We start from the raw sequence: 12,997 nt of genomic DNA on the forward strand, positions 1-12,997 counted from the left end.
CAGCTGGACAGCTTCGGGCGTGAGCTGCCGGGCCGCAACGCGCCTCATTTTTAGACGTTCGAGGCCCGTCCTAATCTTCCCGAGAGCAGACGATCGTTAATCTATGTTTCGGACGTTTACGAAAGGCCCAATAAGTGTCGCTACGATCGTAGGCGGAGTGCCGCAATCATGGCATCTCGCGCCATGGCAACGCGCGGGTGGCGCAGCGATGAGCGCGCCCAGACGAGGTAGAATGCGTTACGCGGCACCGTGATCGGTGCAGGTATCTCGACCAGCGTGCAGGTGGCGCGTTCGCTGCGGGTGAGGTAGCCGGGCAGTACCGTCCAGCCGAGCCCCGCGCACAAACCCGATCGTAAGACTCTGAGGTCGGGAGCGGTCAAGGCCGGCTGGTTCGTCAGCTCGATCTGATTCGCCTCGAGCCAGGTTCGCAGCAGCGGCCGGTCGAGATCGTAGGCGAGGTGCGCTGTCCGGTTGAGCCCGTCGGCCAGCGACAATTCGGCAATCCGCCCCGCCACGGCGGGCGAGGCTATGGCGCGAAGGTGCTCTTCGCCCAGCGCATGGAAGGCCAGTCGCGTATCTTCGGGTTGCGAAGCCGTAACGGCCAAATGCACCTTGTCTTCGAGGAGCATGGCATAGAGCGCATCGCGCCCGCCGATATGCAGGCGCAGATCCAGCCCCGCATCCAGCATCGGCGCTAGTCGAGGCGTGATCATTTCCCCGAGCAAGTCGGACGGCGCGGCAATATGGACCGTGCCCGAAATGCGGGACGAACGGGCCCTCGCCGTGGCCAACGCTGTTTCCGCCGTATCGAGGCTGTTCCCGATCGAGGCCGCCAGGTCGTCGGCTATGGCTGTCGGTCGGACGCCCCGCGAATGGCGATCGAACAGGGGATGGCCCAATTGCGCTTCGAGCGAGGCGATGTGCTGCGACGCAGCCGGTTGGGTGATGCCGATCGCCCGGGCCGCATCGCTCAGCGAACGACGGCGGTAAACTTCGACGAAGGTGCGCAACTGCATCAGGGACATTCTCGTTCCATAAACTGATTTATGGCGGTTGGCTATTCCAGTTGGATTTCATGATGCCCGCTGATGCCTATCTGTGTTGGCAACAAGGACCGAACGAATGCCTGACCGACGCCACCTGCTCAAAAGCCTCACCGCCATTTTCGCGACCGGCGCGATTGCTCCGATGGCATTCGCCCGTTCCAACCACGTTCAAAGAAAAGGAGATTTGAAAATGACCCGTATTCTCATGGTGACCACGTCCGCCGACCGCATGTCCCCCGGGACAGAGACCACGGGTGTATGGCTGGAAGAGCTGACCACCCCGTACTACGCGTTTCGCGATGCCGGCGCCGACGTGACGCTCGCCTCGATCAAGGGCGGCGCGGTTCCGGTCGATCAGCGCAGCGTCAACGCCGACGGCGAGAACGACGCTTCGGTCGAGCGCTATCTGAAGGACGAGGCGGTGAAGGCAGAGGTTGCCGACACGCCGGTTTTCACCAGCATCGATCCCACCGGCTACGATGCGCTGTTCCTGCCCGGCGGCCACGGTACCATGTTCGACTATCCCGGCAGCGAGGAACTCGCGCGGCTTGTCGAGCGCTTCGACCGCGAAGGCAAGATCGTCGCCGCCGTATGCCATGGGCCCGCCGGGCTCGTTTCGGCAAAGAACGCAGACGGCACGCCTCTTGTCGCTGGCCGACGGGTCGCCGCCTTCACGGACAGCGAAGAGCGTGCAGTCGGGCTTGATGACGCCGTGCCGTTCCTGCTCGAAACCCGCCTGAAGGAGCTGGGGGCGAAGCACGAAGGTGGCCCGGACTTCAAGCCGTTCGCCCTGCGCGATGGCAACCTGGTGACCGGGCAAAACCCCGCCAGCGCCACCCGCACCGCGGAGCTCGTGATGGAAGCCCTCAAGGACAAGGCTGCCTGACCATGCGCTATCTTCACACCATGCTCCGCGTCGCCGATCCCGAAGCGGCGGTCCGGTTCTTCACGCTGCTGGGTCTCAAGGAGACCCGGCGGATGGAGAACCAGGCCGGGCGCTACACCCTGATCTTCCTCGCCGCCGCCGAGGATTTCCGTGGCGACGGCGAGCGGGGCGATGCCGAGGTCGAGCTGACCTACAATTGGCCTCCCGAGGACGGCAGCGCTCCCGAGACCTACAGGGGGGGGCGCAATTTCGGCCATCTCGCTTACCGCGTCGACGATATCTACGAGACGTGCGCGCGGCTGCAGGCGGGCGGCGTGACCATCAATCGTCCGCCACGCGATGGCCATATGGCCTTTGTCCGCTCGCCCGACGGGATCTCGATCGAACTGCTTCAGAAGGGCGAGCGTAAGGCTCCGGCAGAACCGTGGGCATCGATGGCGAACACCGGGGAGTGGTAGCTGCCGCAAGGTTTGCCGTCCCCGACTGCCGGAAAGGATCCTGATATGAACCACGAGGACAATAGCCGGGCCGCCCTCATCGACGCGCTCAACGGGCTCCTCGCCGATCACTTCGCCCTCTACCTCAAGACCAAGAGCTTTCACTGGCATGTGACAGGTCCGCAATTCCGAGATCTCCATCTGCTGTTCGACGGTCAGGCGACCGAAATCCTGGCGCTGACCGATGTGATCGCTGAACGTGTTCGCAAGAACGGCGGGCTGACGCTCACGTCCATCGGCGCCATCACCGCGCGCAGCCAGATCGCAGACCAGGACAACGCCCGGCTCGATCCGCGTGCGATGATCGGCGAACTTGCCGACGACAACCGCAAGCTGATCGCGGCCATGCGCGACGTGAAGGCAATCGCGAATGCGGCCGGAGACAATGCGACAGATGGCGCGGCGGATGACTGGACTGACCAGGCCGAGCAGCGCGTCTGGTTCCTGAGCGCGCTTGTCGCCTGATCTTGGAAAACTTGGAAATGACCCCCTACACCAATCCGCGGCTCTTCGAGCCTCTCGATATCGGCGATGTGACCCTAGCCAATCGTATCGTTATCGCGCCGATGTGCCAATATTCGGCCGAGGATGGCGCGATGACCGACTGGCATCAGATCCATCTCGGCCAACTGGCAATGTCCGGCGCCGGAGCGCTCACGATCGAGGCGACGGCGATCGTTCCCGAGGGGCGTATCACCTATGGCGACGTCGGCCTCTATGACGACCGCACCGAGGCGGCGATGCGCAAGGTGATCGAGAGCGTGCGGCGATGGTCCGACATGCCGCTCATTCTCCAGCTGGCCCACGCGGGGCGCAAGGCTAGCTGCGCCAAGCCATGGCGCGGAGGCGCGCAAATCGCCCCGGACGCGGAAAACGGCTGGCAGACCCTGGCCCCCAGTGCCATCCCGTTTGACGCCGCCGACCACCCGCCGTTCTCGCTTGACGCCGCGGGCCTCGGCCGCATTCGCGAGGCATTCGCCGACGCGGCCCGGCGCGCCGGAGAACTCGGCCTCGATGCGGTCCAGATTCATGCTGCTCACGGCTATCTGTTGCATGAGTTCCTCTCGCCGCTCTCCAACCGCCGCGATGATCCCTACGGTGGCAGCTTGGAAAACCGGATGCGTTTCCCGCTCGAGGTGTTCGACGCAGTGCGCGCGGCGTTTCCCGCCGATCGACCTGTCACCGTCCGCGTTTCGGGCACCGACTGGGTCGAGGGGGGCTGGACTGCGGACGAGACCGCCAAGTTTGCGCAGGAACTGGAACGACGCGGTTGCGCTGCGATCCACGTCTCCAGCGGAGGCCTTGACCCGCGCCAGCAGATACCGGTCGGTCTTGGTTATCAGGTTCCGCTGGCACGCACGGTCAAGGACGCGGTCAGGATGCCCGTCGTCGCTGTGGGCCTGATCACCGATCCGCAGCAGGCAGAGAGAATTCTGCAGGATGGCCATGCGGACGCGATCGCCATCGCTCGCGCCGCCCTTTGGGATCCGCGCTGGCCCTGGCACGCGGCTGCCGTTCTGGGCGCTTCGGTCCATGCACCTCCGCAATATCTGCGTTCCGAGCCCAACGAAGCGGGACGCATTCTGAAGGAAATGAAACCATGATTTTGAAGTCAAAACTGCTTCTTGCCGCCACTGCGGTGGCTTCGCTCAGCGCCTGCGCGATGACACGGGAGGCCGCCCAACCAGTCATTGAGCAGGTCGCCACCTTCGATGGCGCGATGCCAACCGGCGTAACGGTTGCCCCCAACGGCCGCATCTTCATCAACTTCCCGCAATGGGGCGACAATGCGCCATTCACCGTCGCCGAACTGGTCGATGGCAAGGCGGTGCCCTATCCCGACGCCGCGACCAATCGCCCCGATCCGGCCGACCCGGCGCGGCATTTCATCTCGGTGCAAAGCGTGGTTGCCGACGGTGCCGACCGCCTTTGGGTACTCGACACGGCGGCACCGAATTTCTCGCAGCCTCAGGCCGGGGGTGCGAAACTGGTCGCGATTGATCTCTCGACCAACCGTGTGGTGAAGACGATCGTGCTGCCGCCCAGCGTAGTGCTGCCCACGACCTACCTCAACGACGTGCGCTTCGATCTGCGTCAGGGCGCTGAGGGCGTCGCCTATATCACCGACAGCAGCAATGCGGGCGTCGGCGGCATCATCGTCGTGGATATCGCCACCGGGCACGCGATCCGCCGCTTGTCAGGTCACGCGACTACAAATCCCGAGCCCGGCTTCACCCCGACCATCGACGGCGAAGTGCTGATGAACCGTCCAGCCGGCGGACCTGCTACGCCGTTCGCGGTGGCGAGCGACGCGATCGGGCTCAGCGCCGACGGCAGAATGCTGTATTACGGACCGCTGTCTGGCCGTACCCTTCACGCAGTTCCGACGGCCATGCTGCGTGACCCTGCGGTCTCCGAGGAGGAGCTCGGCCGCGCCGTTCGCAGCATGGGGCGCAAAGGTGCCTCGGACGGGATTGCCGAAGATGACAAGGGCCGCGTCTTCGCCGGTGATTACGAGAACAACGCGATCCGCGTGTTCGATCGTGGCACCTGGTCGACGCTGGTCAGCGACCCGCGCATCAGCTGGCCCGATACGCTGTCGATCGGTGCCGATGGCTATCTCTATTTCACCGCCAACCAGCTCCACCGCCAACCCGGCTTCCATGGCGGGCAAGACCTGCGCCGCAAGCCCTATGAACTGCTGCGCATCAAGGTGAGCGGCGCGCCCGTCCTACTGACAGCCAAGTGAGCTGACCGTTCCGGGCCGTTGCGCGAACCGCAACAGCCCGGACCTGCATGAAGGATTTCCGATGGTACGCCCAATCCTCTCCGAACCAACTGTCGAACGTTATCTGCCAATGGTCGCAGAGGCGGTGGGACCGGACTTCGCCGCCTACCGCAATCACATCTACCGGGTTCTGAGCTATGCCCTGCACTTCCTGGGCGACGACCCGCGGGGACGCGAACACATCGGGTTTGCGCTGGTGTTCCACGATGTCGGAATGTGGGCCGACCGCGAACTGGCTTATCTGGAGCCATCAGAGACTGTTGCCGAGCGGGTCCGGGAGCAGCACGCACCCCATCTCGACGCCACACTCGTTGCCAATATCATCCACTGGCATCACAAGTTGCTACCCTTCAAGGGGCCCGACGCCGCGATCGTGAACGCCGCGCGCAAGGCCGATTGGATCGATGCAAGTATGGGCACGGTGCGGAATGGAGTTGCCCGGAAAGATGTGGCGGCGATCGAAGCGGCTATCCCCGTGCTGGGCTTCCCGCAGATACTGATGCGGCTCGCAAAGGACTTGCGTCATGGCAATCGGCTTGCAGGGCTGTGGCGGGTCCTGAGCCATGTCTACAAGATTTGATCCTTGACGGTGTACGGCAGCTTACGGATTTCGCTTATTAAGTGCCGCCTGACCGTTATCGGCCCACTTTCTGCCGTTCAACATATCGGCGAGTATCAACCCGGATAGAGTTCAAAGATTTTCTGCTCCGCATTGCGCAGACCAAATCTCGCGGCTGTCAAGCTGCCTCTGCGAGCTTCCTGACCTTGATATCGTTTTCATGCGCTCGGGCTTGGGCTAGTTCATAGGTTGTCTGCATCCGCAGCAGGGTATCAGCCTTTATCCCGAAGGCCTTCTCGAAGCGGATCGCCATATCGGCAGAGAGATTGGCGTTGCCGTTGAGCAGCGTGCTTAGCGCCTGTCGCGAGACACCGAAGTGTGCAGCGAGATCGGTCACGCTGACCCCAGCAGGCTCGACAATCTCACTCTTGAGCCACTCGCCAACATGGACGGCGAGCGATGGGTGCATCTTAAGCGCCATGATAATCCTCCAGATCCATATCATTCAACGCGCCTTCTTCATTCACTTTGAAGGTCAGGCGCCAGTTGCGTGTCACGGTCATCGACCAGGTTCCCTTCCGGTCCCCAGTGAGTTCGTGGAGGCCGAAGTTTGGCGGAACGAACAGTTCGTCCATGCCTTCCACCGCATCAATAAAGGCAAGCATCTTGCGCAGCCTACCCACATCACCCACCAGGCCTTTGGCATTGCCGGTCTCGAAGAAGCGGCGCAGGCCCTTATGCCTGATGGACTCGATTTCCATGAAACCTCTCTAATCGCCACGCACAAATCTGTCAAGTGTCGCGTGACGCAAGACGGTAATCACTCAGGTCGGAAGCGACGCGGCCGACCTTTCAGAAAGGCCCCCGAATAAAGCATTTGCGGGCCCCAGAATGTGGTTTTGTCAGAAGTCCGCGAAAAGGCCCGCAAAAATCTGAGGCTGGGATTATCAGGGACGAGTCGAGATTCAGTCGATCAAAGCCGCAAACTGCTGAAAGAGTAGGCGAAAGACGAGCCGAGACAAAAATTCGGAGAACCAATGTGAGTCCTCCAAATCTCCCGTTTTCCCTATATATTTCAAAGCCTTAATATACTGGTGCCCAGAAGAGGCATCACATTCGAACTTCTTTTCCGTTTAATTTCTGATGTTTAGATATTTCGGTCAAGCTGAAAAGCCCGCAAAAGGCCCGCAAAATCCCTCTAATGTATTGGTTCGATGCCTTTTTTAGGACTCGGAATTTCAATTTCAAACTTGACCGCGGAGTAGGTCGTTATCCGCTTTGCGCTCCAATCTCCGCTATTCTACGGGCTGCGCGCTCTGCCCGGAAGCAGTCATCCGTTCGGTTTACTTTAAATCATCGATATTCGTTCCAGCTTCTCTTCTTTTTGGCCGATAGTCTGGGAGGGGAGGATTTGATGTAATTCCCTCAACCTGAATATCTTCGATTTTTTCACTGAGAGGAGCAAGTTCGCGACTAAGCTCGCGAAGGTCCGTTTCACCTTCAACCAAAGAATCTTCGACCGCCGGAATGCCACTCCTTATCTGGGAAAGTTTGTTTTCAGCGTTCTGCACGCCCTCCCTGAATTGGCGAAGGCGTCGTTGCGCGATAGCAGAAGCGCTCCGCCCTGAGATCCGCCGATCTGCATCTCGAAGATTATTTCCCCATCCACCAACCCTGTGCCCTAAGTCTAACAATCTTCCTTTTGTTGAGGCCAATCGTTCGTCCCAACCTTCGGCGTCCGATGCGAGTGCGGCCGTCGTGACTCGAAGCCGGACAAGATCGGAGGTGATCACCCGTTGCTTTTCTGGCTCCAGTCCTTCGTTCAGAGCGCGAATGCTATTTGCCACGGTCTCTACAGTGGCGGTCGCATCCCTCCCCAATAGTCCGGTTTCGTCCGCGGCGGGAATGATCTTTTTTCCTGACTTGTCGGTGTAAATGCCCTGACGACCCCGTCGGCCCTCGAGCACGAGCGCAGCCTCTCCAGTTATCAGATCCGTGCTGATTGTCGCTTCAAGGCCGTGGACTTTCGCCGCAGAAGGATCGAGAGTCAGAACAACGACCACGTTTTCCGGTTCATTTTCCGCCAGACGGACCGATGTTACCTGTCCCACAGGGACTCCCGATAGTGTTACAGTCGATCCCGACTGAAGGCCTTCCACGGAGCGATCAAACTTGATCTGATATGTTTCCTGATTTGGTCTGGGATCGATTAGCCACATCGCGAAAGCGATGGTCGTAAGCATCAGAATGCCAACGATCCACGCCACTAGGGAGAAGTTTGCGTTAGTTTCCATCTAGCACGCCGCCAGCGGTTTGTTCGTCCGGCAGAGGGCCGGTGCAATGAAAGTTCGCGTCCCGCATGCTCCATTCGGTTGTCCGCTATAGAACATGACCGAGGTTCGTCCCCTGGCGCAATCGCCACGAGCGGGGCATCCGGGCGCGTCGAATGTGTTTTGGTTTTGAGATCGGCCTAGTCCCAACACGGGCGTGATGCCGCCCCGCCCGTGGCGACCGAATATTGCTATGACTTGCGCAAGCCGCGTCCGGTCACTCAAGCGCGAAGGCGTCATGTCTTCCAGGCCGCTGCTGGAGGATGTGATTTCAAGTCTCCTGGCGATGTCCGTCTGGTTCAGGGCAGGAGCTCTGATCAACTGCGCCAACACACGCCACTGCGTACGATTGAGGCTCAGCGGCTGTGCTCGGTCATCGAATGCCTTGCGCGCGGCGCGGCTGATCTCGTCCATCATGAAGATCGCTCGATCATCGTCGGTGATGACATCGTCGAGTGCGAGAGTGTCCTCGTCTTCCGTCATAAGGGGGTTCTATCGGTCGGGAAAAAATAGTAAAGGACTTTCGTATTTTGTTTTGACCGCTATATCGCTCGCGCAACGGCTCAAACGATGGCGAGGAGCGTAATTACCATGGCGGACGAGACAGCAGGCATTACCGATGAAGGCGCACGTCCGAAGGGGTTGTCCAGTCCGCGGGTCCGGCTGGGCCTGCTGATCGTCGGCATTCTGGTGCTGCTCGGGGGCTACTGGTATTACAATTATCAGACGTACGGCCGATTCCAGCAGTCCACCGACAACGCTTATATCGCCGCCGACAGCGTCATCATCTCCCCCAAAATTGCCGGTTACGTCGAGCGCGTACTGGTGACGGAGAATCAACCGGTCGCGTCGGGCGATGCACTTGTCCAGCTGGATGTGCGGGATTATCGCGCCCAGACGAACCAGGTCGAAGCCCAGATTGCCGCGTCGCTCGCCGGAGCAGATACAGTTCGCGCACAACAGCGAGAGCAGGATGCGGCTATCGAGCAGGCCCGCGCACAACTCGCCGCCGCATCCTCGCAGGCCGGTCTGGCTGCGGAGCAGGTTGCGCGTTATCGCCCCCTTGCCGCTTCGGGAGCGGAGCCGCGCGAGAGGCTCGACCAGCTGCAGGCCCAGTCCAGAGAAGCGCAGGCCCAGGTCGCGGCGGCGCGCGCCGCGCTCACGGCTGCACAGCGGCGGCGAGGCACGCTTGGCGAGCAAATAGACCAGGCCAATTCGCAGGCCAACGCAGCTCGTGCGCAACTTGACGCCGCCCGCCTGAACCTGTCGTCGACCACGCTCCGGGCCAGCATTTCCGGGCGGGTGGGTGACCTCACGGTCCGACCTGGACAATTTGTTCAGCCCGGCCAGCGGCTGATGAGCGTGGTTCCCACCGACCGCCTCTATGTGACTGCGAATTTCAAAGAAACGCAACTTGGTCTCGTTCGCCCCGGGCAACCCGTCACCCTGGAAATCGACGCGCTGCCGGACCTCAAGTTATCGGGAAGAGTGGAAAGCATTGCTCCCGGGACCGGGGCAGAATTCTCGATCCTGCCTCCGCAAAACGCGACGGGTAATTTCACCAAGATCGTTCAGCGCGTCCCGGTCCGCATATCCATTCAGGCTTCTTCCGAAGTCCTGCGTCTGCTGGTGCCGGGCATGTCCGTTGTCGCCAGCGTTGATACCCGCGGCGCCAGAGACGAACTCGATTCTGATCCGCAACGCGGCTAGAGACTGACCGATGGCAGGTGCCTCTGCTGCGGTTGCTCCGCCGGTCGAGAAGGCCGATGCCACGGCCTGGATCGCCGTAGCCGCCGGTGCACTCGGCGCGATGCTGGCAACGCTCGACATCTCGATCGTCAATTCCGCGCTGCCGACGATACAGGGAGAAATCGGCGCGACCGGAACCGAGGGCACGTGGATTGCGACAGCTTTCCTTGTAGCCGAAATCATCATCATCCCTCTGAGTGCATGGCTGGAAAGACTGCTCGGCCTTCGAACTCTGCTCATCGTCGCCGTTTCCGCATTTACGGCCTTTTCGGTGTTGTGCGGCATTGCCACCGATTTGACGACCATGATCATCGGCCGCACCGGTCAAGGATTCATGGGAGGCGCGCTGATTCCAACCGCCATGACCATCGTGGCGAAGCGGCTGCCTCCATCGCAGCAACCCATCGGAATGGCCCTGTTCGGGATGACGGTGGTCCTTGGTCCGGTCATGGGGCCGCTCGTCGGGGGCTGGCTTACGGAGAACCTTAGCTGGCACTACGCCTTCTTCGTCAACGTGCCCGTCTGCGCCTTGCTCCTGGCTCTGCTCTTCATCGGGCTGCCCCACGAAAAACCTGACTGGGTCTATCTGCGCGAGGCGGACTGGGCAGGCATCGTAGGCATGATCCTTGGTCTGGGGGGGCTGACCGTCGTTCTGGAAGAGGGTCACCGCGAGGAATGGTTCGAATCCACCCTGATCGTGCAGCTCACGTTGATGACGATCGTCGGCTTCGCGCTTCTGACTTACGGACAGCTGTATGCGCGCAAGCCAGTGCTCAAATTGCGCCTGATGCTCAGCAGGCAGTTTGCCAGCGTCGTGGTCATGGCGCTGGCACTCGGCATGGTCATGTATGGCTCGACCTACGTGATCCCGCAATTCCTTGCGATAATCTCCGACTACAATGCCTTGCAGACTGGGTTTGTAATCTTCTGGATGGGTGTTCCGGCCTTCCTGCTGATGCCTGTGCTGCCCTTCATGATACGAAGGACTCACATCCGGATTGCGGTCGGCGTGGGCATGTTCATCATGGCGCTAAGCTGCTTCGTCAGCATCAATCTGACAGCGGCATCGGGAGGTGGAGTGTTCACCGAAAGCCAATTCCTGCGAGGCATCGGCATGATCCTCACGATGATGTTCCTCAATCAGGCGACGGTAGCTTCGGTTGCCAAGGAGGATGCCGGCGATGCTTCCGGGATTTTCAACGCTGCGCGAAACCTCGGCGGTTCGTTCGCGCTCGCGGGGCTTGCCTCGTTCCAGGATCAGCGCCTGTGGCATCATAGTCGGCGCATGGAAGAAACCCTCAACGCCAACAGCCCCCGGCTACAGGAATACCTGGGCGGCATGACGGCGTCGCTGGGCAGCCCACAGGCCGCGCTGGAGATGCTTTCTGGCATCATTCAGCGCGATGCGTTCGTAATGACCTACAACGATGTGTTTTTCGCCATGGGCGCGATTACCCTGGCCACCGTGCCGCTGGTACTGTTCCTCAAGCCTCTCCCGAAGAACGTATCCCTTTCGATGCACTGAGAACTCTATGCGCAAGACCCTAACTCTCCTCGCTCCCATGGCGCTTCTCACGGGTTGCATGTCCGGTCCCGACTATGCCGGTCCCCCGCAACTTGCGAACGCCGCAAGCGACGCGTTCGTACGGGCCGGCCCCGAAATCGATCCGTCAGCGCCGATTGCCGGCGACTGGTGGACGCTTCTCGGCGATCCGGTCCTCAATGATCTGGAAGCACGCGCGCTGGCCGGCAATCCGGGCGTGGCCGCGGCGCGCGCTCGCATCGAACAGGCAAGGGCTTCCGTCCGCCAGGAGCGCGCCAACCGGCTGCCCGCCGTGGCTGCGCAGGCGACTGCGATCCAGGCGAAGATTCCAGGTCTGGATATCGGCAGCGGCCCGCCCGCGGATCGCCCGCCGCTCCTGCAGACACCGAAGAGCAGGACAGCCTCAGCGTTTACAACGTCGGGCTCAATGCAAACTGGGAGATCGATTTCGCAGGGGGGCAGGCACGGCGTGTCGAGACGGTCAACGCTCAGGCTGCGGCCTCGGTGGCGAACGCCGAGGATGCGAAAGTTCAGCTCGCCGCTGAAGTCGCGCGGGCTTATGTGAGCCTGCGGGAAGCGCAGGGGCGGCTCGAGCTCGTCCAGCGCGAGCGTGAGTTGCAGCAGCAAACTCTCGAATTGACCTATCAGCGCTATACGCAGGGCGCTCTCGCGCTATTCCCGGTCGGCAACGCGAACGCCGGTTCGAATTGCTCAACTCGCAGATCGCGGAAGCGCAAGCGGACATCGATGTGTTCAAGGACACGCTCGCGGTGCTTACGGGCGAAGCGCCCGGCGCACTCGACGGGCTCCTGGCGGCTCAGGCCGAAATCCCACTTCCCCCCGAACGGGTCGCGGTGGGTGATCCCGCCGCGCTGATAGCGCGGCGGCCGGATGTTCGTGCCGCGGAACGAACGCTCGCGGCGGCGAATGCGCGCATCGGAGTGGCGGAGGCCGCTCGCTTCCCCAAGCTTTCATTCATGGGCATACTCGGTTTGGGCGGATCGCAGCCGGATGACATCTTTGATCTCGGCAATCTGTCAGCGATCGCCTTGCCGAGGCTACAGTGGAACCTGCTTGATTTCAGCCGCACGGCAGCATCGATCGAGCAGGCCGAGAGTGCGCGCGACGAGGCCGAAGCACGCTATGTTGAAGTGGTCCTCGGCGCACTGCGCGATGCCGAACAATCGCTTGCCCGGTTCGGGCAGCAACGAGCCAACGTAGCCGCGCTGGCGCAAATCAGTCGACAGGCCGACACAGCTGCGGAGCTTAACGAGCTACGTCGCGCAGCGGGGGTTATATCGCAGGGCGAACTCAACACTTCGATCCGCCAGCGCGAACAGGCCAGAGCAAATCTCGATCGGGCGATCGCCGCCATGACAAATGGCTGGATCGCGATCCAGAAGTCGCTTGGGTTGGGATGGGTCGAATTGTCTCGCGACAATCGCACGTCGGTTGAGCCAGCTCCGGTCGATCGAAAATCAGTTATGAAACCTGAACAGAGTTAGGATAAGTTTTCTCAGAAGTCTGCCCCGCAGCCCCTTCCAACTTTTCCTAACGCGTCAGCACCTCGTGCACTGCGACCCAATCTTGGATCATAGG

14 protein-coding genes and 2 pseudogenes are annotated in these 12,997 nt (G+C 61.3%); 11 read left to right on the forward strand and 5 right to left on the reverse strand.

Going from position 1 to position 12,997, the window contains the following annotated elements; genetic code table 11:
- Positions 1 to 140 precede the first annotated feature (140 nt).
- Positions 141 to 1,025 carry a LysR family transcriptional regulator gene (locus E2E27_RS04635; protein ID WP_141457912.1) on the reverse strand — a complete coding sequence of 295 codons (885 nt, stop codon included), beginning with the start codon at positions 1,023 to 1,025 and terminating at the stop codon, positions 141 to 143.
- A 97-nt stretch (positions 1,026 to 1,122) separates the two neighbouring features.
- On the opposite strand from E2E27_RS04635, the gene E2E27_RS04640 reads away from it, so the two are divergent.
- The 6 genes from E2E27_RS04640 to E2E27_RS04665 all read left to right on the forward strand — a co-directional run bounded on the left by E2E27_RS04640 (position 1,123) and on the right by E2E27_RS04665 (position 5,797).
- On the forward strand, positions 1,123 to 1,932 hold the full coding sequence (locus E2E27_RS04640) for a type 1 glutamine amidotransferase domain-containing protein (protein WP_234036185.1): 810 nt from the start codon (positions 1,123 to 1,125) through the stop codon (positions 1,930 to 1,932).
- A gap of 2 nt (positions 1,933 to 1,934) precedes the next feature.
- Positions 1,935 to 2,390 carry a VOC family protein gene (locus E2E27_RS04645; protein ID WP_141457913.1) on the forward strand — a complete coding sequence of 152 codons (456 nt, stop codon included), beginning with the start codon at positions 1,935 to 1,937 and terminating at the stop codon, positions 2,388 to 2,390.
- A 45-nt stretch (positions 2,391 to 2,435) separates the two neighbouring features.
- Positions 2,436 to 2,894 carry a Dps family protein gene (locus tag E2E27_RS04650; RefSeq protein WP_141457914.1) on the forward strand — a complete coding sequence of 153 codons (459 nt, stop codon included), beginning with the start codon at positions 2,436 to 2,438 and terminating at the stop codon, positions 2,892 to 2,894.
- Between the two features lie 17 nt (positions 2,895 to 2,911).
- Entirely contained in the window at positions 2,912 to 4,033 is a 1,122-nt protein-coding gene (locus tag E2E27_RS04655) for an NADH:flavin oxidoreductase/NADH oxidase (protein ID WP_141457915.1), read from the forward strand.
- A complete protein-coding gene (locus tag E2E27_RS04660) occupies positions 4,030 to 5,178 on the forward strand; it encodes an L-dopachrome tautomerase-related protein (RefSeq protein ID WP_141457916.1) in 1,149 nt (382 codons plus the stop codon). Before E2E27_RS04655 ends, E2E27_RS04660 begins: the two co-directional genes overlap by 4 nt.
- Positions 5,179 to 5,239: 61 nt before the next feature.
- A complete protein-coding gene (locus tag E2E27_RS04665) occupies positions 5,240 to 5,797 on the forward strand; it encodes a phosphohydrolase (RefSeq protein WP_141457917.1) in 558 nt (185 codons plus the stop codon).
- A 157-nt stretch (positions 5,798 to 5,954) separates the two neighbouring features.
- On the opposite strand, the gene E2E27_RS04670 is transcribed toward E2E27_RS04665, so the two are convergent.
- From E2E27_RS04670 to E2E27_RS19235, 4 genes are all read right to left on the reverse strand, one after another.
- A complete protein-coding gene (locus E2E27_RS04670; RefSeq protein WP_141457918.1) occupies positions 5,955 to 6,257 on the reverse strand; it encodes a HigA family addiction module antitoxin in 303 nt (100 codons plus the stop codon).
- Entirely contained in the window at positions 6,247 to 6,537 is a 291-nt protein-coding gene (locus tag E2E27_RS04675; RefSeq protein WP_141457919.1) for a type II toxin-antitoxin system RelE/ParE family toxin, read from the reverse strand. Before E2E27_RS04675 ends, E2E27_RS04670 begins: the two co-directional genes overlap by 11 nt.
- A 582-nt stretch (positions 6,538 to 7,119) precedes the next feature.
- Positions 7,120 to 8,070, reverse strand: a complete 951-nt coding sequence (locus E2E27_RS04680) for an MlaD family protein (RefSeq protein WP_082737151.1) — start codon at positions 8,068 to 8,070, stop codon at positions 7,120 to 7,122.
- Positions 8,071 to 8,589: a MarR family winged helix-turn-helix transcriptional regulator gene (locus E2E27_RS19235; protein ID WP_141457920.1), complete on the reverse strand. Its 519-nt coding sequence runs from the start codon at positions 8,587 to 8,589 to the stop codon at positions 8,071 to 8,073.
- A 108-nt stretch (positions 8,590 to 8,697) separates the two neighbouring features.
- Here E2E27_RS19235 and E2E27_RS04690 point away from each other — a divergent pair, with 108 nt between their 5' ends.
- The 5 genes and pseudogenes from E2E27_RS04690 (at position 8,698) to E2E27_RS18990 (ending at position 12,903) form a co-directional block, all read left to right on the forward strand.
- Entirely contained in the window at positions 8,698 to 9,816 is a 1,119-nt protein-coding gene (locus E2E27_RS04690) for an HlyD family secretion protein (protein ID WP_234036187.1), read from the forward strand.
- Between the two features lie 10 nt (positions 9,817 to 9,826).
- Positions 9,827 to 11,380, forward strand: a complete 1,554-nt coding sequence (locus tag E2E27_RS04695) for a DHA2 family efflux MFS transporter permease subunit (protein WP_141457910.1) — start codon at positions 9,827 to 9,829, stop codon at positions 11,378 to 11,380.
- A gap of 58 nt (positions 11,381 to 11,438) precedes the next feature.
- Positions 11,439 to 11,654: pseudogene (locus E2E27_RS19165) on the forward strand (efflux transporter outer membrane subunit); the annotation flags it as partial.
- Between the two features lie 164 nt (positions 11,655 to 11,818).
- Positions 11,819 to 12,034: pseudogene (locus E2E27_RS19170) on the forward strand (TolC family protein); the annotation flags it as partial.
- A 71-nt stretch (positions 12,035 to 12,105) separates the two neighbouring features.
- Positions 12,106 to 12,903: a TolC family protein gene (locus E2E27_RS18990; RefSeq protein WP_234036188.1), complete on the forward strand. Its 798-nt coding sequence runs from the start codon at positions 12,106 to 12,108 to the stop codon at positions 12,901 to 12,903.
- Positions 12,904 to 12,997: the final 94 nt, after the last annotated feature.

This window comes from Porphyrobacter sp. YT40 (assembly GCF_006542605.1).
Classification (GTDB): Bacteria; Pseudomonadota; Alphaproteobacteria; order Sphingomonadales; family Sphingomonadaceae; genus Erythrobacter.

Coding starts and splice junctions, on each gene's coding strand:
- E2E27_RS04660 (WP_141457916.1), top strand. CDS start 4,030: ATGATTTTGAAGTCAAAACTGCTTCTTGCCGCCACTGCGGTGGCTTCG.
- E2E27_RS04665 (WP_141457917.1), top strand. CDS start 5,240: ATGGTACGCCCAATCCTCTCCGAACCAACTGTCGAACGTTATCTGCCA.
- E2E27_RS04640 (WP_234036185.1), top strand. CDS start 1,123: ATGCCTGACCGACGCCACCTGCTCAAAAGCCTCACCGCCATTTTCGCG.
- E2E27_RS04695 (WP_141457910.1), top strand. CDS start 9,827: ATGGCAGGTGCCTCTGCTGCGGTTGCTCCGCCGGTCGAGAAGGCCGAT.
- E2E27_RS04690 (WP_234036187.1), top strand. CDS start 8,698: ATGGCGGACGAGACAGCAGGCATTACCGATGAAGGCGCACGTCCGAAG.
- E2E27_RS04675 (WP_141457919.1), bottom strand. CDS start 6,537: ATGGAAATCGAGTCCATCAGGCATAAGGGCCTGCGCCGCTTCTTCGAG.
- E2E27_RS04670 (WP_141457918.1), bottom strand. CDS start 6,257: ATGGCGCTTAAGATGCACCCATCGCTCGCCGTCCATGTTGGCGAGTGG.
- E2E27_RS04650 (WP_141457914.1), top strand. CDS start 2,436: ATGAACCACGAGGACAATAGCCGGGCCGCCCTCATCGACGCGCTCAAC.
- E2E27_RS04655 (WP_141457915.1), top strand. CDS start 2,912: ATGACCCCCTACACCAATCCGCGGCTCTTCGAGCCTCTCGATATCGGC.
- E2E27_RS04645 (WP_141457913.1), top strand. CDS start 1,935: ATGCGCTATCTTCACACCATGCTCCGCGTCGCCGATCCCGAAGCGGCG.
- E2E27_RS04680 (WP_082737151.1), bottom strand. CDS start 8,070: ATGGAAACTAACGCAAACTTCTCCCTAGTGGCGTGGATCGTTGGCATT.
- E2E27_RS04635 (WP_141457912.1), bottom strand. CDS start 1,025: ATGTCCCTGATGCAGTTGCGCACCTTCGTCGAAGTTTACCGCCGTCGT.
- E2E27_RS19235 (WP_141457920.1), bottom strand. CDS start 8,589: ATGACGGAAGACGAGGACACTCTCGCACTCGACGATGTCATCACCGAC.